This window comes from Ruegeria sp. CDSC002, assembly GCF_059610905.1.
Genome location: NZ_JBXWOM010000022.1, coordinates 1 through 22,436 on the forward strand (window position 1 = coordinate 1; position 22,436 = coordinate 22,436).

Consider the following 22,436-nt stretch of genomic DNA (forward strand, 5'->3'; position numbering starts at 1 on the left):
ACAGGCATCTCCCACCCAGCAAAATCAACCAACTTACCCCCCAACTCAACGTGCAAAGAATGCAATGGGGTGCGTTTGGGTGCGTCAGACATGGAAGAGACCTTTCCTAAGACCTTGGCAACATTGCCGCATGGATTGCAACGTTATCTCTGTATTGTCGCCAATTGACACCAAGGTTCCTAGGACTGTGCAGCGAGTCAACAGGCTTCGACTGCTGGCGGTCTTTTGGTCCCCCGAGGGCGGCGTTGCAGAGGCATGTATACGGCCGCATGCAGCGGATTTGTATCCTATAGGAAACTTTTTTCCGTTAGGCAACATCGCATGCGACGTGCCATGGGCAAATTTCTGCGGCGAACAAAAGACAGCCGAGCCATCAAACTGGTTTTTAGCCGCTTTCTGCCAAAGGGCTCTGGCACCGCCCCTGATCCTGCCCTAAGACTTCGCGCAAGAGGGGACGCAATGGCACATATCACACTGGTGCGTCACGGGCAGGCCAACACCACCGCACGTGACGAAGTAAATTATGACAAGCTCAGCGAGCTGGGCCATCAGCAGGCACGTTGGCTAGGTGCGCATCTGCAGAACACAAAAGCGTTCTACCCGCGCGTCTATTGCGGAACCTTGTCGCGACACTTGGAAACCGCTTCCAGCATGGGGCTGCCAGAACCCACCCGCGATCCGCGCCTAAATGAGATCGAATACTTCAACATTGCGAAACTGTATGAAGAGCAGCATGGCGTTTCGATTCCAACCGACCGTGAGGGGTTCGTCGAACATTTGCCGCGAACTTTTACCGCGTGGGCCAGGGGTGAGATCGAAGAGACCCCGGAAACCTTTGAGGAATTCGAAACACGTGTCTCGGACGCTTTGCGTGATATCGGAACCGAGGGTGGGCCCGCGATTGTTGTGACCTCAGGTGGGTTGATCTCGATGGTTGTGCGACAGGCCATGGGACTGGACATACCTGCGATGGCGCGGGTGGCTCTTGCCATCATGAACACCTCAATGCATCGTCTGCACCCGATAGGCGCGCAGCTGAGCCCGGTTCTGTTCAACGCAGTCCCGCATCTGGAAGCGCCCGACCGGCAGTTTGCCCAAACGCATCTGTAATCCAAGCCCGGAGGCACTCTGATGCAGCTTTATTATGCTCCCCGCACCATTTCGATCGCCGTTGCCATCGCCTTGGAGGAGGCCGGTCTGGACTATGAAGCGGTCCGTCTGGACTTCGCCGAAGGCGACCAGACCAAACCCGCTTACAAACAGATCAATCCAAAAGGCCGTGTGCCTGCATTGGCGGTTGATGGCGGCATCCTGACTGAAACCGGGGCGTTGCTGGAATATGTCGCTACGGTTGCGCCTGACGCAAATCTTGTCCCCGCCGATCCTGTCATGGCGGCCCGTATGCGCGAAGTGATGTATTATCTGTCCTCGACCATGCATGTGAACCACGCACACAAGCTGCGCGGGGCCCGTTGGGCCGACAAGAAAGCCAGCTGGAAAGACATGACCGGCAAGGTCGCCCAGACCATGACGGCGTCCTGTGAGTACATCGTGTCGAATGGTCTGCGCGGGCCATTTGTGCTGGGCGATACGGTTTCACTGGCGGACGCCTATCTATACGTGGTGTGCAGCTGGCTGGAAGGCGACGGCGTGGACGTGTCGGCCTTTCCCAAAATCCTCGCTTTCCGCGAGGCGATGGAGGCGCGCGCCTCGGTTCAGGCGGTGCGCGCCGCCGGGATGATTTGAGTGAAGGACGACGCATGACACATCTCTGGGTCCGGGCAGAGCAACGCCCGAATGAAGAACGGGTTGGATTGACCCCAGAAGGCGCGGCGTCCCTGATTGCGGCAGGCATCCGGGTAACCGTCGAGGAAAGCCATGTCCGCGCTATTCCGATAGACGGCTACAAAAACGCAGGCTGCGAAATTGCGCCCGAGAATTCCTGGCCCGATGCCCCCCTTGATGCCATCGTCTTTGGTTTGAAGGAATTGCCAGAGGACGGCACCCCCCTGCCCCATCGCCACATCATGTTCGGCCACGCCTATAAGGGTCAGCATTCTGGCCGCGCCCTACTGCAGCGGTTCAAGGCCGGGGGCGGAACGCTTTATGATCTGGAATACCTTGTGGACGAGAACGGCCGTCGCGTCGCGGCCTTCGGGTATTGGGCTGGTTATGCTGGCGCAGCTGTCACCCTGAAAGCATGGGCGGCGCAGCAACGGAATGAGGAATGCCCGCCCGTTGGTGTGTATTCGGGCAAGGACGCGCTGAATGCTGAATTACTGGCCGAGTTGAACGCCACAGGCGCCAATCGTCCCCGCGCCATCGTGATCGGCGCGCTGGGTCGCGTGGGTGCAGGCGCCGCCGACCTGTGCGAGGCCATGGGCGTCAGTGTCACCAAATGGGACATGGCTGAAACCGCCAGCGGCGGGCCTTTCCCCGAAATTCTGGAACATGACCTGTTTCTGAACTGTATTTTTGCCCGCCCGGGCACCCCGGTCTTTGTGCCGCGCGAGGCGCTGACAGAGCCGCGTAAACTGACTGCTATTGGCGACGTCGCCTGTGACCCGGACAGCGATTACAACCCGGTACCCGTTTACGACCACGCCACCACGTGGGACGCCCCTGCCTTGCGTGTTGCGAGTGATCCGGTAATGGACGTCATGGCGATCGACAACCTGCCGTCGATGCTGCCGGTCGAAAGTTCTGAAGACTACGCCGCGCAACTGCTGACAACTCTGCTGACGTTGAAAGAGATCGAAAGCGGTGTTTGGGGTCGAGCACAGGACGAGTTTCGCAAACATGTCTGAGCCGGTGCACACATGGAACACATGATCGGCGGTGCAGCAGCGGTTCTTGGCACGATCTGCTGGCTACCCCAGACCCTGAAAACATGGCGCAGTCGCGAAACCAAGGACCTGTCTCTGCCTGCAAATCTGCTGATCCTGACAACACTGACGTTGTGGTTGGCCTACGGATTGATGATCGCTGCTTGGCCTCTGATCCTGGGCAACGTGATATCGATCCTTCTTGTCGGTGCGATCGTAATCGCGAAACTGAAATTCGGCTGAACAGCCATATAGGAGCTTAAGCATGACCATCCATTGGTGTGGCACCGGCCTGTCGGCCATCCCCGGCCTGCGTCGCCTGATTGAAGGCGGGCACAAGGTCACTGTCTGGAACCGGACCATTGAAAAGGCCAAGGCCGAAATCGGAGACCTGACCGACGACATTCGTGCCTTTGACATCGACGCACTGGGCGCAGTGCTGAAAAAAGGCGACGTGATCGTCTCAATGCTGCCGGGCGATTGGCACGTGCCGCTGGCGGAACTGGCCATCTCGAAGGAGGCCAATTTTGTCTCATCCTCTTACATTGCGCCCGAGATGCGGGCGTTGGATGACAAGGCCCGCGAGGCCGGTGTGGCGCTGGTGAACGAGGTCGGGCTTGATCCGGGCATTGACCACCTGATGGCTCACGCCCTGATCGCCGATTATCGCGCCTCGGACGCGTTTGATGCGAACAACCACCTGAGCTTTATCTCGTATTGCGGCGGCATTCCGAAGAACCCCAACCCGTTCCGCTACAAGTTCAGCTGGTCGCCTTTGGGTGTGCTCAAGGCCCTGCGTTCGCCGTCGAAATCGATCCGTGATTATGCACCGCTGGACGTAGCCCGCCCGTGGGACGCGATCAGCAGCTATATCGCCCCGCTGCCCACACCTGAAAGCTTCGAGGTCTATCCGAACCGCGACTCTCTGCCTTTCATGGAAGAATATCAGTTCGAGGATCACTGGACCGTCAAGGAATTCGTCCGTGGCACCCTGCGCCTAAATGGCTGGGCCGATGCGTGGTCGGATGTGTTCAGCGAGATTGAAACCCTGTCCGGACCCGAGGGCGACGCGCGCCTGAAGGAAATGTCGGACCAGTTCTGGGACGAAAACGCCTATGACGAAGGGGAACCGGACCGTGTGGTTCTGTGCGTAGGACTGAAGGCCGAGAAAGACGGAACACCCGTCTGGCACAAAACCTATGTCATGGACGCCTGGGGCGACGCGCGCGGCACGGCAATGGCGCGACTGGTGTCTATCCCGGTCTCGCTGGCAGTCGAAGCGGTCCTGAATCGTGCGATCGCCGTCGGTGTCCATGCGGCACCCAGCGACCCAAAACTGGTGCAGGGTTGGATGGCCGAGATCGGCAAGCTGGCGCAGCATTTACAGGTCGTCGATCACACCGCCTAAATTCGAATTAAAAAGCCACTCCTGGATGTCGGAGTGGCTTTTATCTTCGTCTCTGTCGCCGGTATCAAACCTGGCTATCGCCACAGATTCAGATGTACCGTTGGATCGTATCGTCAAGATCGCTGCGATTTATGCCCAGCTCTGACAATTCCTGGTCGGAAAAGCTGTTCAGATACTGCGCAGCCCGAACGATTTCGGAACTGATCGCACGTATGCGCATAGCACGGTCGAACAACAGCAGGGCGCTATTCGTGGGGGGCAATTGCTTGCTTGGTGGGATGACATCAAACATGGGGTCTACCTCATAACTGGTTACGCGAGCGTGTTTTGGGCTGGCCCGTCGCTACTGCCGATAAGGTGCGCCGTGATAAACACTTTGATAGGCGCGTTGCTTGATTTCAGCCCGAGGGACGCCGATGTCGCTCAGTTGGCAATCGTTTAGCGCCTCCAGGTCGTGGACTGTTTTGGCGAAAATCCTGCGGCGGAAATGCTCGGTTCGGGCCTCTGCATAATCCGCAAACAGCGTGGAAAAAACGTTGCCGTTCGGGGTTATTGTCTGTGTCGCTTCCATGGTCTTCTCCTCCTGAATTTGGATTGCGGTTGTCGTCACAATTCAAATAAAGGAACCGGTTCTTAAGGATAGGACACCGAAGCATTAAGCTCTGTTAACAAATCTAGCCTGGCCTGATCTTTGCCAGAGGCATTCAGCTTGGAGGATTTTGGCCCAAGATGATCAAAGGGCTGTTGGATGCGGAATACGCGGTATTCAGGCATCTCTTGGTCGTTCCGCGCGGCATGGTGCAAAGCACGGGCCGCTACCATCGCAGCGGCCCGTGGAAATTTTAGACTTCGTCCGGGTTCGGAACGATCAGCGTCGGGATTTTTGATCGACGCAAGACACGTTTTGCCACTGTCCCAAGGAAGGTGTGCGAAAAACCGTGGTCATGCGCGCCGAGCACGATCAGATCGCACCCCATCTCGACCGAGCGGCGCAGGATCACCTCGGCCGGGTGCCCGTCGGTGACCTCGATCGAGGACACCTGTTCACGGATCTTCGCGTCATCGCCTTCGAACTGTGCCCAGAACTTGGCTTGCCGTTCGGCCAGCACCTTGCGCACCATTTCATGGCGACGCTGGGCCGCGGTTTTGCGCGTCTCTTCGTTCAGGATGAACATGTCCATCGTGATCTTTGCGTCGTCCGATAGGGGTTCGTTCACATGCAGGACGTGAATTTCTGCCCCTGTCGCCATCGCAATGCTGGCCGCATTTCGCATGGCATGACCCGAGTTTTCCGACAGATCGGTGGCGAACAGGATATTTGTCACCATTTGTTTCATAGCATCATCCTTTCAGGTCAGTAGCCCAACAGCCTTGGCAGCCATAGCGACAGCTCAGGGAAGAACGCAATGATAAAGATCGCGATCGTGTTAGCCGCTGCAAAGGGCAATGCACGGATCGAGATCTGCTCGATCGTTATGTTCGAAATACCCGATGCGATGAACAGGTTTTCACCCAGCGGCGGCGTCTGGAAGCCGATACCCAGCGTACAGACCATCACCACACCAAAGTGGATCGGGTCGATACCGACCGAATAGGCCACAGGCAGCATCACCGGAACCAGGATCAGGATGGTGGCCAGTGTCTCCATGAACATGCCGACGAACAGCAGGAAGAAGATGATCAGCGCCCAGATCACATAAAGGTTGTCGGTAAAGCTGAGCATCGAGTCCGCGATGATCGCCGGGATCTGGTTTTCCACCAGAAGGCGGCCAAACACGGTCGCTGTGAACAGGATCAGCAGAACACGGCCCGTCAGCCACGTGGTGGCTTCAAGCGACTGGAACAGCGACTGCCATGTCAGTTCACGATAGATGACCACGCCAACGAACAGAGTGTAGAAGATTGCGACGATTGCAGCCTCGGTCGGGGTAAAGAAGCCGGTATAGATACCACCCAGGATCACCAGCGGCGCCATCAGCGACCAGAACCCGCGATACATCTCGCAGGCCACATGACGCAGCGACCAACCTTCGGCCACACCTTTGTACCCACGCTTCTTAGACATGAAGTAGTTCAGGATCAGCAAGCTGGTGGCGATCAGGAACGCCGGGACAAAGCCCGCGATGAACAGTTTCGAGATAGAAACCGACTGGAAGGTGCCGAACTTTTCAACTGCTTCCAGCGGAGGCGCCATACCGAGCGCGGCAATGCCGAAGATCACCATCGGGATGGAGGGAGGAATAATAATCCCGAGGCCGCCAGAAGAAGCGGTAATAGCAGAGGCATAGCCGCGCTCATAGCCACGGTCGATCATTGCTGGGATCATCAGCATCCCCACGGCCGCGGTTGTTGCCGGGCCCGAGCCCGAAATGGCGCCAAAGAACAGACAGGCCATAACCGTTGCAGCCGAAATACCGCCGGTGAATGGACCAGCCAGACTTTCAGCAACATTGATTAGGCGCTTTGAGATACCGGCGGCCTCCATAAGAGCCCCCGCCAGAATAAATGCAGGCAGAGCCATCAGTGGGAACGCACCCACCGAGGTAAATGCAATCTGCACGAACTTGATTGGGTTTTCGCCCAGGTAAAGGAACGAGAACAGCGATGCCACACCCAGCGCAACCGTGATCGGTGCACCGATGAGCAGCAGTAAAAGAAACGATCCAAATAGGATTGTGACGATTTCGGATTCCATGGTTTTTCCTCCCTGCCTCAGTCGCGTTTAGCTGCTTCGGTGGCAGCTTTGATTTCATCAAGGTCGATCTGGTCAGGATCATGGATGTCTTCGCCTTTGATCAGGCGGCGATAGTTCACCTGAATGATGCGCACGGTCATCAGCGCAAAGGCGAGAGGCAGAACCATGTAGACATACTTCATCTCGATACCCAGAGTCTGGGACTTCCAGAACTTGTTCATCTTGTTGAAGACAAAGTCCGTGGCCAGATACAGGAAGTAGACGTTGAAAAAGAGCCAGAAGAGATCAGCAAAAGCCTCTATGTACTTGATGTAGCGTTCGGGCAGGAACTTGAACTGGAAGGTCACCCGGTTATGCGCGCCTTTCAATGCCGCATAGCTGGCGCCAAAGTAGACAAACCAGACGAACATGTAGACTGATAGTTCTTCGATCCAGCTGTACGAAAAGCCAAAGACTTCACGCGCTATGATCTGTACAAACAGCAGACAGACGAAGCCGGATAGCAGGATCCGGCAGATGATACTTTCGATATTGTCCAGAAATTTCCAGAACATTGCGGAATTCCCTCCTCCCTGAGATGAAAAGAGCGCCGAAGCGCTCTTTTCCTTTTCGCTCATTGGCGATTATTGCTGGACGGGCTCGCGGCCGATGGCCTCGAGGACCGTGTTCAGTTTCTCGACGCCGCCGATGGACTCATAGAACTGAGGCCATACTGCACCGGTTGCCAGTTCGATGAACTCGGCCTCATCGTTCTCAGGATCGATGATTGCCATGCCTTTTTCAGTCAGCTCTTCTTTGATCGCAGCTTCAGAGTCGCGCAGGAACTGAGCGGAAATCTGAGTTGCTTCCTGACCGGCTTCCAGGATGATCTTCTGGTCTTCTTCGCTCAGACCCTGGAAAACAGATTCCGAAACGATCAGCGGTTCGATCGAGAAGATGTAACGCAGGTTGGTCACGTGGTTCTGGACCTCGTAGAACTTCATTGCGTTGATCGTCAGGTAAGGGTTGTCCTGACCGTCGACAACTTTGGTTTGCAGACCGGTGAAGGTCTCGGACCATGCCATCGGAGTCGGGCTGATACCCCAGGACTTGTAGGTTTCGATCATGATTTCGTTCTTGGGAACGCGGATGATCAGGTCCTGCAGGTCAGCAACCGAGCTGACAGGTTTTTTCGAGTTGGTCAGACGGCGGAAACCTGTGTAGGTCCAGCCGATGATGCGCACACCTGCGTCACGAATGGTGTTTTCCACCAGTTCCTGACCGATCGGGCCTTGGGTCAGCTTTTCAGCATCTTCCAGCGACAGGATCACATAAGGCAGAGTGAATACACCAACCGAAGGCGAGAACGGCGTGATGTTGTTGATCGCCAGCAGCGACATGTCCAGCGTGCCGATTGCGGCCTCGTTGACGGTGTCCTGCTCGGAACCCAGCTGACCGTTCAGGAACAGTGTAGCTGTGTGTGCGCCACCCGATTTTTCTTCGAGTGCCTTAACGAAAGCCAAGCCAAGGGCTTCTTGTGCGCTGCCTGCACTATCGCCAACAGCAATCTTGAAGTTTTTCGCGTCGGCTGCGCCCGCAACCATCAGGGCTGCGACCGAAACGGCAGCAGTCATGGTGCCAAGCTTTTTGATGAATGACATAGATGTCCTCCCAGTTTTATCATGTTTCGAGGTGCGCGCTGACCTGGGGAGAGATGGCCAGTCCGATTCTACCTCGGCTTTTTCAGAGTAGCTCGTGAAATGTGTTTCTATGTTGCCATTCTTTGCGCGATAGGTTTCATATATATCGAACCTTACGAATTGGGTAGAAAATGGTTGCCTCACGCATCGGCGACAGCGACATCCGATTGCTGCGCGTTTTCAAGACGGTTGTGGAAAGTGGTGGTCTGTCTGCGGCCGAAGTTGAGCTGAATATCGGCAAATCCACCATTTCGAAGCATGTTACTGATTTGGAACTGCGATTGGGCTTAAAACTGTGCACGCGCGGTCCTGCGGGTTTCGCCCTGACAGAAGACGGCGCAAAAGTGCTGCAAGCAGCAGATCACCTGCTTGTGTCCGTGTCGCAATTTCGGAACGAGGTCAGCGAGATCAAGGAACAGTTGGGGGGAACGATCCGCATTTCGCTATTTGATCAATGTGCGTCAAACCCGGATTCCCGGCTTGCCCGCGCCATTCATCGGTTCAACGAAGCCGCCCCCTCGGTCCAGATCGAACTGTCCCTTGAGCCGCCAAACGTGATCGAGACCATGGTCATCAGTGGCCAGCTCGACATCGGAATTATTGCGCTGCATCGCCCTTCGACAAGTCTTAACTATGCTCCGTTATATGGCGAGAACATGTTCCTGTATTGCGGCCGGGAACACCCCCTTTTCGAAATACCAGACCAGGAACTCAGGACCAGTGACCTGCTCAGGTACAACTATGTTGGGCTCAGCGTGAACTCTCCGAACCTGATCGTCGGTCAGCAACTGGGTTTCAAACGGTCAGCAAAAGTTCAAAGCGAGCAGGCGCTGGCCATACTAATCCTGTCAGGGCGATACATAGGTTATTTGCCTGATCATCTTGCGCAGGACTTTGTGGACCAGGAAAAGATGCGGATGGTGTTGCCGGGCGAAACGCAATATCGAACCCGGTTTGCAGCAGTGACCAGAAAGCAACCTGAACCAACACGGGTGACAAACCTGTTTCTGGAAGTTTTGCAGAGCGAACATTCGAAACCCTGACAACTGCCGGGCTGGCACAACACGAGCCAACTGTGGTGAAGACGTGGTTCATCACATCCTGTCAACGGCCAAACGCGATATCGGATTCGCATTTTTGGCGTTGCCAAAAACTTGTGACTTCCTGCCACATCACTGGTGCTCGCCTTCTTATCACTTACATGCGCCTCACCAAAATGAGGCGGACAAATGATAGACGACGATCCCCAACCCGTAGGGTATTACGACACGCACGATATATGGACCCTGGACCCAACGCCCGCGGACCAGTTGGTCTATGATGCCTTTGCCTCGGGCGTCGTCGATCTTCTGCAAGTGTTGGATGACAACAAGACCATGATGTCACGGGACGTTTACGCAAGACTGTTCGCCTCGCTGTTGGATCTTTCCCGAACTTTGGGAGAATACGAAGATGGATGGAAGCCGGACTAGGGGACGATTACCAAGAACCCGCTGTTCCAATGCACGGTACGGGGGGTGGCGGTTCAGGCGCCGCCCCGTACCTAAAGACTAGTTAGCTTGCGGTTGCGTTCCCAAGCGCGTTCAACAGAGTGTTCAGATTGTGCTGGAACATCGCGAGATAGCTGGTGGCCGGACTACCGCGTTCCGACAAGGCGTCTGAGAAAAGCCGTCCACCAATCACGATACCGGTTTCATCCGAGATTTGCTGAATCAAAGTAGGGCTTGTGATGTTTTCAACAAACAGCGCCGCAGCACCATCCGCCTTCAGTTGATCAATCAGAACAGCAAGATCCTTGGCTGATGGCTCCGCCTCGGTATCGATGCCAACCGGCGCAAGGAAAGTCAGTCCGTAGGCGTCTGCCAGATAACCAAATGCGTCATGTGCAGTCACAACCGTGCGGCGATTGGCAGGCAGGCCTGCCAGCTTCGTCTTGGTTTCTGCATCCAGCGCCTCAAGCTGCGCAATATAGGCCGCAGCATTGGCAGCGATTTCTTCGGCGTGCTCGGGCATCGCCTCTGTCATCACGTCGGCCACATTGGTCACGTAAATCATGCCGTTCGACAGCGAGTTCCAAGCGTGGGGGTCGATTTTGCCCTCGACTGTGACAGGCGTGATACCATCGGTGGCAACGTGCACGGTTGCGTCAGTGCCCGATTCAGCGATCAGGGTATCGGACCATGTCTCAAAGCCCAGACCGTTGACAAAGATGATATCCGCCTGGGCAACGGCCTTCGCATCTGCAACCGAAGGCTGATACACATGCGCATCCGCATCCGGGCCCACGATTGTCGTAACTGTGGCCAGATCGCCCACGACCTCTTCGACCATGTCGCCGAGGATCGAAAAGCTGGCGACGATCTTGACGTTGTCTTCTGCCGCAACGGTCGGCAATGCAGCCAAAGCAAACGACACAGAGGCGATGCCGGCATAGAGTGACTTCACAAGAGTCATTGTGCTCTCTCTTCTTGTTGAATTTGGGCAATGGGGATGTCTTTGGAAACAGACGGTTTGCGCATCCGTCTGCCAAAACCAAGGGGACCGAAAATGGCCGAGAACAGAAAGAACCCACCGGCAACCAAAACGATCGCCGGGCCGGACGGCGTGTCCGGGAACAAGTAGGACAGGGTCAGGCCGATCCAGCAGCTGGACAAGGCAAACAGAAAACCCAGGACCAGTTGCCCGGTGATCGTACTGGCCCAATAGCGCGCCGCAGTTGCGGGAAGGATCATCAAGCCAACGGCCATCAACGTTCCCAGTGTTTTGAACGCAGCCAGAAGGTTCAGAACCAACAGCAGCATAAAACCCTGATCTACCAACCACGGTCGGCGCGTCTGCGTTTCGAAGAAAACCGGGTCACAGGTGCTGACAATCAGCGGACGAAGCAGAACGGCAAATGCCAACAAAGTTACTGTCGCCACCCCTCCGACAAGGACCATCGACGCGTCGTCGATCCCTAGGATTGATCCGAACAGGAAGCTTTTTAGTGGAACTGCGGACCCCGCTGCAGACAGGATAAAGATACCCACCGCCAATGCGATAAGATACAGCGAGGCAAGACTAGCATCGCTGCGCAGGATCGTCCGGCGTGCCAGAAAGGCGGTCAAAATGGCGACGCCAACACCCGCGATAAGCCCTCCGACCAACAGCGACATGACCGAAAGGCCCGCCGTGACAAAGCCGATGACGATGCCTGGGGTAATCGCGTGGGCCATGGCCTCGCCAGCCAGCGACAGACGACGCAGAACAAGAAACGCCCCTACCGGTGCGACCGAGGCCGACAAGACCGTGGTTGCCACAAAAGCGCGACGCATGAAGGCAAAGCTCCACATTTCTGCGATCAGGTCATACATTGGCGTGCTCCGCTGTTGAATGGGTGCCACGGAACATCCAGGACGCCTGACTTTCCGAGAGGTATCCTTGCGCAACCAGCCGATCTGGCGTCAGAACGTCATTTACCGGTCCATGGGTCGCCTCTTGCCCGCCCAAAAGCAGCGCATGGCTGCAATAATCCAGCACTGAGGAAAGATCGTGCACCACCAAAACCACCGCGCGACCCTCATCGCGCCATCGGCGTATAATCGACAGCAGATGCGCTTCAGTACTTTGGTCGACTGCGGCAAACGGTTCATCCAACAGGATCAGCGGCGCGTCCTGCATGATAACCCGCGCAAACAGCGCGCGCTGCAGTTGCCCTCCCGACAGCATATGCAGAGGCCGGTCAGCGATATCCAGTACCCCGGCCTCATCTAGCGCTGCAGCCATCCGGTTGCGCGCGGCGGCGTCCAGCCCGGTACGATAACCAAACCCGCGCCAGGCACCCATCGCAGCAAGATCCCTCACACGGATGGGAAATCGGCGGTCGAACTCTGTCATCTGCGCCAGATACCCGATGTCACCAGGACGGCCCTGCGGCCAAGTCAAATTGCCCGAAAGAGGATCCATCAAGCCCAGCAGCATCTTTACAAAAGTGCTCTTGCCCGACCCGTTCGCACCAAGAACGGCAAGGGTCGTTCCAGCCGCGATATCCATGGAGAGGCGGTGAAACAATGTAAGGTCGCGGTAGCCCAACGTCAGATCGCGGATTTGTAAAACGGCCGTCATCAAATCACCGCGTAAATCGCGAGCCACAAGAGCGCCGACAGCGCCAGAGCCCCCGCCACCAGCACCGGAACGCTGAATTCTGTCAGACACTTACCCCTTTGGGTGTCAGCTTTTTGCAATGACAACGGCAACGCCTCCTGTGTTTGGACAGGGGCAAAGCGAGCGCAAGGTCGTGCACGGTACGGACCGCTTGAAACATTGTCATCTCCCTCTGGGACACCCCGCCCAGGTTCATAAATTTCGGATGGCAGGTCTCCTGACTTGCGGGTCAAAGCTATCCCGATCCTTCCCAGGCTATTGCCCAGTGGACGATCTCGGGTCGCTCGCCGCCTACAGTTGCGGGGGCAGTCACGGAATTGGCCTTTTTACAGAACCGCACCGTATTCCCTTTTATCCCTGACCGCAAAATACAGTCGGGAACCATCGCGAGGACAAAATACGAATTGATTTGATTCGACAAGAGCGCAAACCTGTGAGGGATGGCTATTCGTTCCAGTCACCGGTCGACTACGGAGGACGCGGTAGACGTGAGGCAACGGTGGATACTACACGAGCCCCGCTTCTTGCAGCTTCAGACCCACGCCAACGGTCTTTTTGACTGAATTTATTCTGCCCGGACTTTTTTTGTCTGCAGTGGGATGATTTGGGTCTTTGACATTGCAGGTTATTCGCCTGACGGGGTGCCGATGTTAAGCGATTGATCTATTTGATCGATTGCCGTCTGAGCGGGGTGTTTTGGATAGTCTGACGCCGGTTGCGGCAAGGTGCAACCGCGGTTGTCGAACTAAGTTAAAGTGTTTGGTTTGAGGAAGAAGCGGATTTTCGCAAAACAGTAGCCAAACTTCCGATAAGCGGGACAAAGCTGACTAATGCCGCGATGGCGCAAAGGTCTGCTTTCGGAAGCGATCAGATGCACCTGAACGGAGGCTACTGATTTACCGGTGCCAGATTCTGGAAGTTGTGATCCCACTCTGTGATTGACATGGATGAGCGACGTGTTCTGATCGGCTTGCCTGACGGAAGGTGCCAACTCGTCAGGGCAATCGCTCTAAGAAGCGTGCGCGTCAACACAGGGGCAGAGCTTTTGCGGATAACTCTCTGGGGCAACTCACGATCAATAAGCCTTGTCGTTTTGCCCATTATTAGTGGACTTTGGTTGGCGATAGGCGTGGGCATCATAAGTGCACTGACCCCCAACTATTCGCATATCGACCAATTCATGAGCGCACTCGGGGCTGTAGGGGCCCCCTTGGCGACGTGGACCAACTATGCCGTCTTCATACCGACAGAGATTTGGCTTCTGGCGTTCCTCGCAAGACTAAACAGTTGCCTCCCAGGCAGCAGGACAAAACGAATCTCGATATTGCTTCTATCCGCTTACGCCATTCTTTTGATACTTGCCGCCTTTCTGCCTTGTGATGCGGGGTGTGATAGTCGAGGCAGCGACGAGAACATGACAAGCACGTTGGTCCATATTGCTCATATGGCAATTGCGGTGACGGCTTATCCGCTTGCGTTGATCGGTTTGCTGATCCTCAGCCTGACTGCCCCACCAAATTCGCTTCTGCGGCGCTTGGCGCCGCCAGCTACAATCGTCGGCTTCTGTTTGTTTATCACAATTTTCTTGATGCCAGTAACACAAGGCTTATTCCAACGCCTCCTCGAAGCATGGATCTACTTCCAATTTATATCGCTGGGACTATATGCTGCTTCAATTTTGCCTCAAAACTGACCTTCCTGCGGTGTGCAGCATTGGCCAAAGTGGGCTCAGAGCGATCGTTCTCTGCCCCCAATTTGGATGACAGCCATCAGCTCGAAGCGGTCATTCCTTACATCCTGCCTCGGAGATAGCAGTCGTTCCATCAAGGAACGGTGTTGGTAGAGCAGGCCACCTTCTGGACATTCGCTGTTTGCGCAGTTTTGGCGGCCACGAAAGGCAGCAATGCGCAGATGGTGAACCTTGCAAATTTTAGTGGGATGTCAGCACTGAGACCAAAGCGTCGGCGCAATTTCCATCACCCTGTCTGCCTTGCAAAATGGTTACAGCCAAGGCTTGAAATGAAGAATCGTAATTCTCGGTTTTACGCCGTTCCCATCAAATAGTGTTGTTTTCATTGACACATTGCCTTGCATGCGATCCGCTAAACTACGTCATCTGTTTTAACGCAAGGATTTGATGTCATGCCAGAATCACTCAACCTGCATAAATTTGAAAACCTAAGTCCTTTCCAAATCAAAGACGAACTTATTAAGTTGGCGCAAAAAGAGGCGCGGCAGATGGCTTTGCCATACCTCAATGCCGGTCGAGGGAACCCTAACTGGATCGCCACTAAAGCGCGGGAGGCGTTTTTCCTTTTAGGGCAGTTCGCTATGACAGAAGCTCAGCGCCATCGTAATGAGCCGCAGGTCGGTTTGGCCGGGATGCCGCAAGGGCCAGGCTGTTATGACCGGCTAAAAGCATATTGTTCCAAATCGGTTGAAGGAAACGGCCCTCCAGGTGCGGAAACTTTGGTGGCCGTAGTGGATTTTGCGATTGAGAAATTTGGTTTTACACCGGACGATTTCGTGCTCGAGTTGACCGACGGTATTGTTGGCGACCACTACCCGATGCCCGACCGGTGCATGGAGCACAACGAGGCGATTGTCCACGAATACGTTATGTGGGCGATGTGCGCGGGGCACCGTCCGGATGCGAAGTTCGATATCTACGCAGTTGAGGGTGGAACCGCTGCAATGTGTTATATTTTCAAGGCACTCAAGAACCAGCGGTTGCTGAATGCCGGCGACACCATTGCGTTGGGCACACCGATTTTCACACCCTATCTGGAAATGCCGGTACTTGAAGACTATGGGCTGAACACCGTGGATGTATCTTCGAAAGAAGAGGACCACTTTCAACTGAACGACGATGATTTCGAAATCTTGTCCGACCCGAAAGTCAAAGCACTATTTCTGGTCAACCCGGGCAACCCGTCTTCAGTCGCTATCAGCCCCGAAGTCTCGACTCGGCTTGTCGAGTTCGTAAAGAACCGCCGCCCGGACCTGATCATTCTGACTGACGATGTTTACGGGACCTTCGTTCCGAATTTTCAGTCTATCTTGGGGCATCTGCCTGAGAACACAATCGGGGTCTATTCGTACTCCAAGTATTTCGGTTGCACCGGGTGGCGTTTGGGCGCGATTTTGGTGGCCGAGAACAACATCTTCGACAAGATGATTGCGGAGGCTACGGACGAAACCAAGGCCGTCGTCAACGCACGGTACGAAACGTTGACGCCTGATCCATCCTCGTTCAAGTTCATCGACCGGATCGTCGCCGACAGCCGCGATGTTGCGCTGAACCACACCGCAGGTCTATCACTGCCGCAGCAGGTGATGATGACTTTGTTTTCACTGGTCGAGCTTATGGACGAAGAGAAGGCCTATCAGAAATTCTGCTGGGGTATTCTGAAGCACCGCTTTGACGAGTTGGTCGAAGGGATGGGCATCGAAGTTCCAGATAACCCGCTGTTCGACAAATACTACGGTATCATCGACTTCGAATTCTGGCTCCGTAAATACGTGGGAGAAGAGGTGGTCGAGTGGATTAAAGAGAATGTCCACCCGCTAGATATATCCTTCAAACTGGCTCAGGACCACGGGATCGTTTTGCTGAATGGATCGGGCTTTGACGCGCCCAACTGGTCAGCGCGGGTATCGTTCGCCAATTTGGATGATAGTGCTTACCGCCAGATCGGAAGAGCGGTGCGCGCGGTGGCCACGGGTTACGTGCAGGCCTACCGTGCCTCGAAAGGACTGCCGTTGCACGGTTGAGATCTAGCAATAGCAAAGAGGAACGGATCAGCGTGATGGTTTGCACAAACGCTGATCCCACCCGTCCAGGTTAGGACCCCGGTTGTCGCGCCCATTTCCGGTTTGAATCACGGAACAAAAGCCACAACCAACGGTCCCCAGAGCGTTAGGAAGATGTTAGCCACGGCATAGGTCATGGTGAAAGCTGGTGTGGGAGTCGAGTTTCCGGCCTTTTCCAATAGTGTCGCAAAACCGGGATTGCCCGAGCGTGATCCGGTCACAACCGCACAGGCCTCAATCGGGTTTTTAATACGCAGGGCGAAATAGTTGATTGGGAACTGCACGATCATGGGCATCAATGTAACCACCACACCCAACAGCAACAGCGTGATCCCATATTCCTGAATCGCTTCTAGTGCGGGCTTGCCTGCATTGAGGCCAACGACACCAACAAACACAGCTAATCCAAAGCTCTGAAGGAAATTCGCGGCCCCCCGGTTAATGCCGCCGATCTTGGGTCGCCGGATGCGCATGTAGCCGATGATCAACCCTGTAACTAGGCAACCGAGACCGGACCCCAAAGCCACTTTGGTTCCTGCGATGACAAAACTGATCTCTCCTATCAGAAAGCCAATGGCGACGCCGATCCCCAATGCAATGAAATTGGTTACCGAGGCCGAAGGCGGAACGTAGCCCGCAACTTTCGCAACTCGATTCAGATCGTCCTTGTGACCGACAATGCTGACCTCGTCACCTGCGTGTATCTCGGTGTTGTGCAGGACAGGGACATCATGGCCCATGCGGGTGATCTTTGAGATGTGAACGCCGCGCCTTTGATCCCCTGTCAGAGCCTCGCTCAATTCTGCCAAGGTTTTGCCAGTCAGTTTGCGGTTGGTGACCACTACGTTACGACGTTCCTCTACAACCGTCAGTTCAGGAGGATACTCTCCGATTTCACCACTGGCGCTACGCTCGAACTGGGTCAAAGTCGCTACGAGGCCAGAGACGACCACAACGTCTCCGGCATTGACCACTGTTTCAGGATTCGGATCCACAGGGGCGCCATCGTGGAGTAACCGTTCAACGATTAGATCACCATCATAACCGCTTTCGATGTCTTTGACGGTTTTTCCGGCAATGGTTGCATCGGCATTTACCTGATAGGCTCGGGCGTCAAACCGGTTCATAGGAAGGAACTCACCTTCCTCTAGTTTGCGACCGCCGCCGCTGAGTTTCTGAGCCAGCTTAATCGCTTCTTGCCGCAGGTCGACACGCATGATGATTGGAATGACACTAACTGCCAATATTGGGCCGATCGAGCCGAAGATATAAGTAACCGAGTATCCTACGGCGATGTTGGTTTTTAGCTTTTCTGCCTCATCTGCGGCCAGCCCAAGCAGATCGATGGCATTTCCAGCGGTGCCGATGATTGCAGATTGTGTCAGGCCACCAGCGGCCAATCCAGCCGCCAACCCTTTGTCCAAGCCGGCCAACCGAGCCACAACAATAACAAAAAACAACCCCCAGAGGGTCATCATAAACGCGGCCAGTAACTTGGTCAGCGCAGTTCGGTTCAAGGCCGCAAAAAATTGCGGGCCGCCATTGTAGCCGACCATAAATATGAAGAGGGAAAAGAAAACATTCTGAACATCGGTACTGAGGTTGATACCGCCGATCTGGCCAATGAAGACCGCCACCAACAATGTACCAGCGATGCCCCCCAGTTCGAACTTGCCGACCCGAAACTTCCCTACGCCGTATCCCAGACCCAGACAAAGAAACAGTGCCATGATCGGGAAGGCGCGCAGTTGTTCTGTAATCAATTCCATTGTGAAATCTCCCGCGTCCCAACGGTGGTCCTTTCCGTTCAAGATACAGCGCCTTACTGTATTGAAAACAAAAAATTTAGACGATGGGCGTCGTGCGGGCTTTTCGAAAGTAATTGGAATAAACTTTTTGAAGAGCAGATTGTTTTCTGACCCGGTCTACAGGAATGAAGCCGCAAGTTTGAACCTTGGGCGACTGTGTACAGGACAGCGTCTTCATACACGCAGTTAAGTCTTCAGTCTCTGCTCTCAGACAATTCCAGTTCCGAGAGTATGGCCGCATTGTTGGCGTGAAACTTTTCTTGGGTCTATTGGAAGACAACCAACAAATTTACGCTGGAGAAAAGACGGTCATCCAGGCTGGCAGCTTTTTCCGCTGACCCGCCAAGTGCGCCTCAAATCCAATGTCCGCTTCGGGCTGCGACCGGTCAACTGTACACGCAGCACCCAGACGGCTAAGCAATGGCGGCTCGGGGCCCAAAGCGGGCGTCTTCAGCATGCTTTCTTTGCTAAGACCTGTTTCTGAAAGCGATGGATTAGCGCTGTTCGAAACCGGACTTTGTCACACCATCCTTGCCAATGCAGCTTCTGGTTCATCACTGGACCGCATGGGTAAGAAAGGAGTCGATTCAGAGTACAACCACTTAGGGAACTTTATTAAAAATCATTTATCTTGAGTGAACCATGCAAGTAAGTTGACGCGGGGTAAACCTTTGTAATTCTTAAGCAAATCATGAAATTTTAGTTTCAAAACAAATACTTCAAAACCGAGCGACCAAGGCCTAAGCCAACTAGAGCAGTTTAATTCCGCGCCAAGACGTCCAAATAGCCACCAGCCCTTGAACTTCAACCGTGCCTGCGCGGGCGTGAGTTTCGCCCGTGAGGCCCCTATTCAAACAGGATGGTCCCCATGAATTTTCTTCTGCGTGGTAGTCTGGTTACTCAAATCACCATCGGTCTTGTCGCCGGTGTTCTGCTTGCCACCCTTTGGCCTACTGCCGGGTCAGCGGTCGGCCTGCTTGGCGACTTCTTCGTCGATGCATTGAAAGCTGTTGCACCAGTTCTGGTGCTGATCCTGGTTTGCGCTGCGATCACAAACCACAAAAAAGGCAGCGAGGCGCGTATGGGCCCCGTGGTGCTTTTGTATATAGTCGGAACCTTCGCAGCTGCACTGGTTGCGGTTGCAGCCAGCTACATGTTTCCGGTTACTCTGCATTTGACAGGTACGCCCGAGCTTTTGGATGCTCCGGACGGTTTAGCTGAGGTGGTCAAAAATATCCTGCTGAAAATCGTGGACAATCCGGTGAATGCTTTAGCAACCGCTAACTATATCGGCATTCTCGCCTGGGCCGTTGGCCTGGGGCTTGTTTTCCGTCACGCCAGCGACTCGACCAAGACCTTGATGTCGGATCTGGACGGCGCGATTACCAAGATCGTCGCAGCGATAATCCGAGTGGCTCCAATCGGCATCTTTGGTATCGTGGCTTCGACAATTGCTGAGACCGGCATTGAAACACTTGCAAGCTATGGCCAACTGCTGGCGTTATTGCTTGGCTGCATGATTTTCATGGCGTTGGTTGTAAATCCGCTGATCGTGTTCCTGCGCATTCGCAAGAATCCATATCCGTTGGTTTTCACATGCCTGAAAGAGTCCGGGATTACCGCTTTCTTCATGCGCAGCTCGGCCGCCAATATTCCGGTAAACATGGAACTTTGCCGTCGTATGGATTTGGATGAAGAGACTTACTCGGTCACCATTCCAATCGGAGCGACAATCAATATGGCCGGTGCCGCCATAACCATCACAGTGATGACGTTGGCAACTGTTCATACAATGGGAATTCAAGTTGATTTTGTCTCAGCTGTTTTCCTGAGCATCATTGCTTCGATCGCTGCCACTGGCGCTTCGGGCGTAGCAGGAGGTTCACTGTTGCTGATCCCAATGGCCGCTAGCTTGTTTGGCATCGACAATGCAACGGCTATGCAAGTGGTGAGCATCGGCTTCATAATCGGCGTGCTGCAAGATTCTGCAGAAACCGGTTTGAACTCGTCGACCGACGTTCTGTTCACTGCGGCGGGATCGTTTCAACAAGGCGACCCTTACCCACGTAAATTGCCTGCGGCACAGCCCACGGCTTAGCCACTACGTAAAACACTTCAACCGGTGGCACTGGTCACCGGTTGAAGGACAGATTGGTCCGCATGTAAGACTTCCGAAACCGTTGCAGTGAACGAACGGTTCCGGTTTGGGCCAATTTCACGGATTTCAATGCCCGGTTTCGGGAAATCACGCTGCACAGCGGCGACGGAACCGGCACTTTGCCGGTCCATGGAGGCAAAATTCGCCGCACCAGCATCAGGCGGCTTTGTCCGCATGGCGGTCTTTGGTACAAGCTGGGGCGAACGGCGGCTTTGTCCCGCTCAGCTGCCTTAAGTCATAGGTATTTCCAATGTCCGGTATGGGCCGGAAGCGGACCAAAGCGAACGCGTCAGGCCAGCCACTGAGCAATGACCGCTAAAGGCTCATCCTGCCCGTCTATGCCGGCCCAGAGAATGGCTGCATTGAGCCCCTTGTTCCAGTAGATCTTTGGGTCCAGCAGTTCTTCAGCGCTCCAATTCAGCATGCAAAAATACTGGATGAACAGGAAGGGTAGGAACGCCCTGAATTGTCAGTTCCCTTTCTCCGCGCCAGATAGCGCAGACGACCGCGAGAACGTCAGCGCCTTCCTGCACCGCAAGCTGATAAGCTTCAGTAACTGCACCACCCGTGGAAATGACATCCTCGATGAACGTTACCTTTTTCCCGGCGATGTCCTGGCCCTCTATTGCGCGACACGTTCCGTAGGTCTTTGCCGCCTTTCGAACGAATGCTGCTGGCAACCCGGTTTCAAGGGAAATCGCCGTGACCAAGGGGATACCTCCCAGCTCAAGCCCCGCAATAATTTCCGTATCCGAGGGCAAAAGGGAGCTCATCGCCTGCGCCAGTGGCTTCAGCAAAAGCGGATCACCTTCAAACCGATACTTATCGAAATAGCGGTGCGAGATCTTCCCAGAGCGCAGCAAAAATTCGCCCTCAAGCGTAGCAATGTCGGCCACACGACGGGCGAGTTCAGATTTTGAAAATGTCTTTAGACTAATCATCGCATCCTCCAGCTTGAAAACGCCCCAGAAGTAGAAGAACGGCAAAACACTGTCAGCCCTTAGTTGTCGGATTGACTGTAATGTCCCGCTTAACTGCCAATTATCACCTAGTTTTAATCGTCCTAAATGGTGGTAAACGGCCGGATAGGGCTCTAACCGGGCATTTGAAAGCTCACACATTGATTCCACGTGGTCGATCCGGCTTTAAGAGTGGATTCCACTTACTCGAGTTCTCAGGTAATACGTAACTATGGATATCGTCGTCATTACGACCATCATCACTTCTCTTTTTGTTGTAATCGGCGTGGCGGAACCGCTGGCCGCGCGAATGCGCCTGCCTTACAGCGTTATCCTCGCCGTCCTAGGGATAGTGATCGGGCTTGGCGCGACGTTCTTTCTCGACACAGACCTGACGGATGCATTGAATCCGGGGGCACAGGCAATTATCGATCTACCGATCCGGTCAGACGTCTTCCTCTATGTTTTCCTGCCCACGCTGCTCTTTCAGGCGACACTCGGCATGAACCTGCGCAGGATGCTGGATGACTGGATGCCCATCCTGATGATGGCCGTTGTGGCAGTAATTGTTGCGACACTTTCCATTGGCTATGCGCTCAGTTGGGCAAGTACGCTGCCGCTGGCCGCCTGTCTGTTGATCGGTGCTATTGTATCGACAACGGATCCCTCAGCGGTTGTCAGCATTTTCCGGTCGATTTCGGCACCGCGCAGGCTGTCGCGAATAATCGAGGGCGAAAGCCTGCTTAACGATGCTGCTGCGATTGCTCTTTTCGGGCTATTCATGAGCTTTGTTATGCTCGGGAGACCCAATCCACTGCTAAGTGAAGCCGTGGGGCAATTTCCGCTGTTGATCGCAGGTGGAGTTCTCACCGGTTGGCTCATGGCGCGCATGGCGGTTTGGCTGATGGCTTTCGTAGGCCGCTGGGAAATGGCGCAGATTTCAATATC

General features: G+C 54.7%; 25 protein-coding genes and 1 riboswitch. Of the genes, 12 read left to right on the plus strand and 13 right to left on the minus strand.

Going from position 1 to position 22,436, the window contains the following annotated elements; translation table 11 throughout:
• Positions 1–459: 459 nt before the first annotated feature.
• Genes AC2FJE_RS22985 through AC2FJE_RS23005 form a run of 5 tightly spaced genes read left to right on the plus strand, consistent with a single transcriptional unit; the run spans position 460 to position 4,233 of the window.
• Positions 460–1,110, plus strand: coding sequence for a histidine phosphatase family protein (locus tag AC2FJE_RS22985; protein WP_496758616.1), 651 nt, complete (start codon positions 460–462; stop codon positions 1,108–1,110).
• 21 nt (positions 1,111–1,131) lie between these two features.
• On the plus strand, positions 1,132–1,746 hold the full coding sequence (locus AC2FJE_RS22990) for a glutathione S-transferase family protein (RefSeq protein WP_496761513.1): 615 nt from the start codon (positions 1,132–1,134) through the stop codon (positions 1,744–1,746).
• 14 nt (positions 1,747–1,760) lie between these two features.
• Positions 1,761–2,807 carry a saccharopine dehydrogenase gene (locus AC2FJE_RS22995; protein ID WP_282171147.1) on the plus strand — a complete coding sequence of 349 codons (1,047 nt, stop codon included), beginning with the start codon at positions 1,761–1,763 and terminating at the stop codon, positions 2,805–2,807.
• 12 nt (positions 2,808–2,819) lie between these two features.
• Positions 2,820–3,068 (plus strand): SemiSWEET family sugar transporter, encoded by a 249-nt coding sequence (locus AC2FJE_RS23000; protein WP_496761514.1) that lies wholly within the window; start codon positions 2,820–2,822, stop codon positions 3,066–3,068.
• Between the two features lie 22 nt (positions 3,069–3,090).
• Positions 3,091–4,233, plus strand: a complete 1,143-nt coding sequence (locus AC2FJE_RS23005; protein WP_282171146.1) for a saccharopine dehydrogenase family protein — start codon at positions 3,091–3,093, stop codon at positions 4,231–4,233.
• A gap of 88 nt (positions 4,234–4,321) precedes the next feature.
• On the opposite strand, the gene AC2FJE_RS23010 is transcribed toward AC2FJE_RS23005, so the two are convergent.
• The 6 genes from AC2FJE_RS23010 to AC2FJE_RS23035 all read right to left on the minus strand — a co-directional run bounded on the left by AC2FJE_RS23010 (position 4,322) and on the right by AC2FJE_RS23035 (position 8,568).
• Positions 4,322–4,525 carry a hypothetical protein gene (locus tag AC2FJE_RS23010; RefSeq protein WP_282171145.1) on the minus strand — a complete coding sequence of 68 codons (204 nt, stop codon included), beginning with the start codon at positions 4,523–4,525 and terminating at the stop codon, positions 4,322–4,324.
• A 51-nt stretch (positions 4,526–4,576) separates the two neighbouring features.
• Entirely contained in the window at positions 4,577–4,804 is a 228-nt protein-coding gene (locus tag AC2FJE_RS23015) for a DUF1127 domain-containing protein (RefSeq protein ID WP_108861885.1), read from the minus strand.
• 271 nt (positions 4,805–5,075) lie between these two features.
• A complete protein-coding gene (locus AC2FJE_RS23020) occupies positions 5,076–5,570 on the minus strand; it encodes a universal stress protein (RefSeq protein ID WP_058277392.1) in 495 nt (164 codons plus the stop codon).
• Between the two features lie 17 nt (positions 5,571–5,587).
• On the minus strand, positions 5,588–6,928 hold the full coding sequence (locus AC2FJE_RS23025) for a TRAP transporter large permease (protein ID WP_282154257.1): 1,341 nt from the start codon (positions 6,926–6,928) through the stop codon (positions 5,588–5,590).
• A 17-nt stretch (positions 6,929–6,945) separates the two neighbouring features.
• The gene (locus tag AC2FJE_RS23030; RefSeq protein ID WP_058273759.1) at positions 6,946–7,482 is read right to left on the minus strand and encodes a TRAP transporter small permease; all 537 of its coding nucleotides are present in this window, start codon (positions 7,480–7,482) and stop codon (positions 6,946–6,948) included.
• Positions 7,483–7,551: 69 nt separating this feature from the next.
• Positions 7,552–8,568 carry a TRAP transporter substrate-binding protein gene (locus AC2FJE_RS23035; protein ID WP_058273760.1) on the minus strand — a complete coding sequence of 339 codons (1,017 nt, stop codon included), beginning with the start codon at positions 8,566–8,568 and terminating at the stop codon, positions 7,552–7,554.
• A 170-nt stretch (positions 8,569–8,738) separates the two neighbouring features.
• On the opposite strand from AC2FJE_RS23035, the gene AC2FJE_RS23040 reads away from it, so the two are divergent.
• Both AC2FJE_RS23040 and AC2FJE_RS23045 read left to right on the plus strand, forming a co-directional pair.
• A complete protein-coding gene (locus AC2FJE_RS23040; RefSeq protein ID WP_109310856.1) occupies positions 8,739–9,650 on the plus strand; it encodes a LysR family transcriptional regulator in 912 nt (303 codons plus the stop codon).
• Positions 9,651–9,836: 186 nt separating this feature from the next.
• On the plus strand, positions 9,837–10,079 hold the full coding sequence (locus AC2FJE_RS23045) for a hypothetical protein (RefSeq protein WP_108861889.1): 243 nt from the start codon (positions 9,837–9,839) through the stop codon (positions 10,077–10,079).
• An 82-nt stretch (positions 10,080–10,161) separates the two neighbouring features.
• Here the strand turns inward: AC2FJE_RS23045 and AC2FJE_RS23050 are convergent, their stop codons facing one another.
• From AC2FJE_RS23050 to AC2FJE_RS23060, 3 genes are read right to left on the minus strand one after another with little or no spacing between them, the layout of a single operon-like run.
• A complete protein-coding gene (locus AC2FJE_RS23050; RefSeq protein ID WP_282121290.1) occupies positions 10,162–11,061 on the minus strand; it encodes a metal ABC transporter solute-binding protein, Zn/Mn family in 900 nt (299 codons plus the stop codon).
• Entirely contained in the window at positions 11,058–11,960 is a 903-nt protein-coding gene (locus tag AC2FJE_RS23055) for a metal ABC transporter permease (protein WP_496758629.1), read from the minus strand. Before AC2FJE_RS23055 ends, AC2FJE_RS23050 begins: the two co-directional genes overlap by 4 nt.
• Entirely contained in the window at positions 11,953–12,711 is a 759-nt protein-coding gene (locus tag AC2FJE_RS23060; RefSeq protein ID WP_496761515.1) for a metal ABC transporter ATP-binding protein, read from the minus strand. Before AC2FJE_RS23060 ends, AC2FJE_RS23055 begins: the two co-directional genes overlap by 8 nt.
• A gap of 229 nt (positions 12,712–12,940) precedes the next feature.
• Positions 12,941–13,151: riboswitch (cobalamin riboswitch) on the minus strand.
• 542 nt (positions 13,152–13,693) lie between these two features.
• Between AC2FJE_RS23060 and AC2FJE_RS23065 the strand changes: the two genes are divergently transcribed.
• Positions 13,694–14,443, plus strand: a complete 750-nt coding sequence (locus AC2FJE_RS23065) for a DUF998 domain-containing protein (RefSeq protein WP_282171142.1) — start codon at positions 13,694–13,696, stop codon at positions 14,441–14,443.
• A 449-nt stretch (positions 14,444–14,892) separates the two neighbouring features.
• The gene (locus AC2FJE_RS23070) at positions 14,893–16,524 is read left to right on the plus strand and encodes a bifunctional aspartate transaminase/aspartate 4-decarboxylase (RefSeq protein ID WP_496700059.1); all 1,632 of its coding nucleotides are present in this window, start codon (positions 14,893–14,895) and stop codon (positions 16,522–16,524) included.
• Between the two features lie 107 nt (positions 16,525–16,631).
• On the opposite strand, the gene aspT is transcribed toward AC2FJE_RS23070, so the two are convergent.
• Complete coding sequence (gene aspT, locus AC2FJE_RS23075; protein WP_496761516.1) at positions 16,632–18,332, minus strand: aspartate-alanine antiporter; 1,701 nt, start codon at positions 18,330–18,332, stop codon at positions 16,632–16,634.
• Positions 18,333–18,660: 328 nt separating this feature from the next.
• Positions 18,661–18,828, minus strand: a complete 168-nt coding sequence (locus AC2FJE_RS23080) for a hypothetical protein (RefSeq protein ID WP_472722275.1) — start codon at positions 18,826–18,828, stop codon at positions 18,661–18,663.
• Here AC2FJE_RS23080 and AC2FJE_RS23085 point away from each other — a divergent pair.
• On the plus strand, positions 18,827–19,006 hold the full coding sequence (locus AC2FJE_RS23085) for a hypothetical protein (RefSeq protein WP_472722276.1): 180 nt from the start codon (positions 18,827–18,829) through the stop codon (positions 19,004–19,006). The genes AC2FJE_RS23080 and AC2FJE_RS23085 overlap by 2 nt on opposite strands.
• Positions 19,007–19,239: 233 nt before the next feature.
• A complete protein-coding gene (sstT, locus tag AC2FJE_RS23090) occupies positions 19,240–20,469 on the plus strand; it encodes a serine/threonine transporter SstT (RefSeq protein WP_282121282.1) in 1,230 nt (409 codons plus the stop codon).
• Positions 20,470–20,818: 349 nt separating this feature from the next.
• Here the strand turns inward: sstT and AC2FJE_RS23095 are convergent, their stop codons facing one another.
• Positions 20,819–20,953, minus strand: coding sequence for a hypothetical protein (locus AC2FJE_RS23095; protein WP_472722278.1), 135 nt, complete (start codon positions 20,951–20,953; stop codon positions 20,819–20,821).
• Complete coding sequence (gene pyrE / locus AC2FJE_RS23100) at positions 20,934–21,650, minus strand: orotate phosphoribosyltransferase (protein WP_496758636.1); 717 nt, start codon at positions 21,648–21,650, stop codon at positions 20,934–20,936. Before pyrE ends, AC2FJE_RS23095 begins: the two co-directional genes overlap by 20 nt.
• Before the next feature lie 70 nt (positions 21,651–21,720).
• On the opposite strand from pyrE, the gene AC2FJE_RS23105 reads away from it, so the two are divergent.
• The coding region (locus AC2FJE_RS23105) for a cation:proton antiporter domain-containing protein (protein ID WP_496761517.1) at positions 21,721–22,436 on the plus strand (716 nt) is incomplete at its 3' end.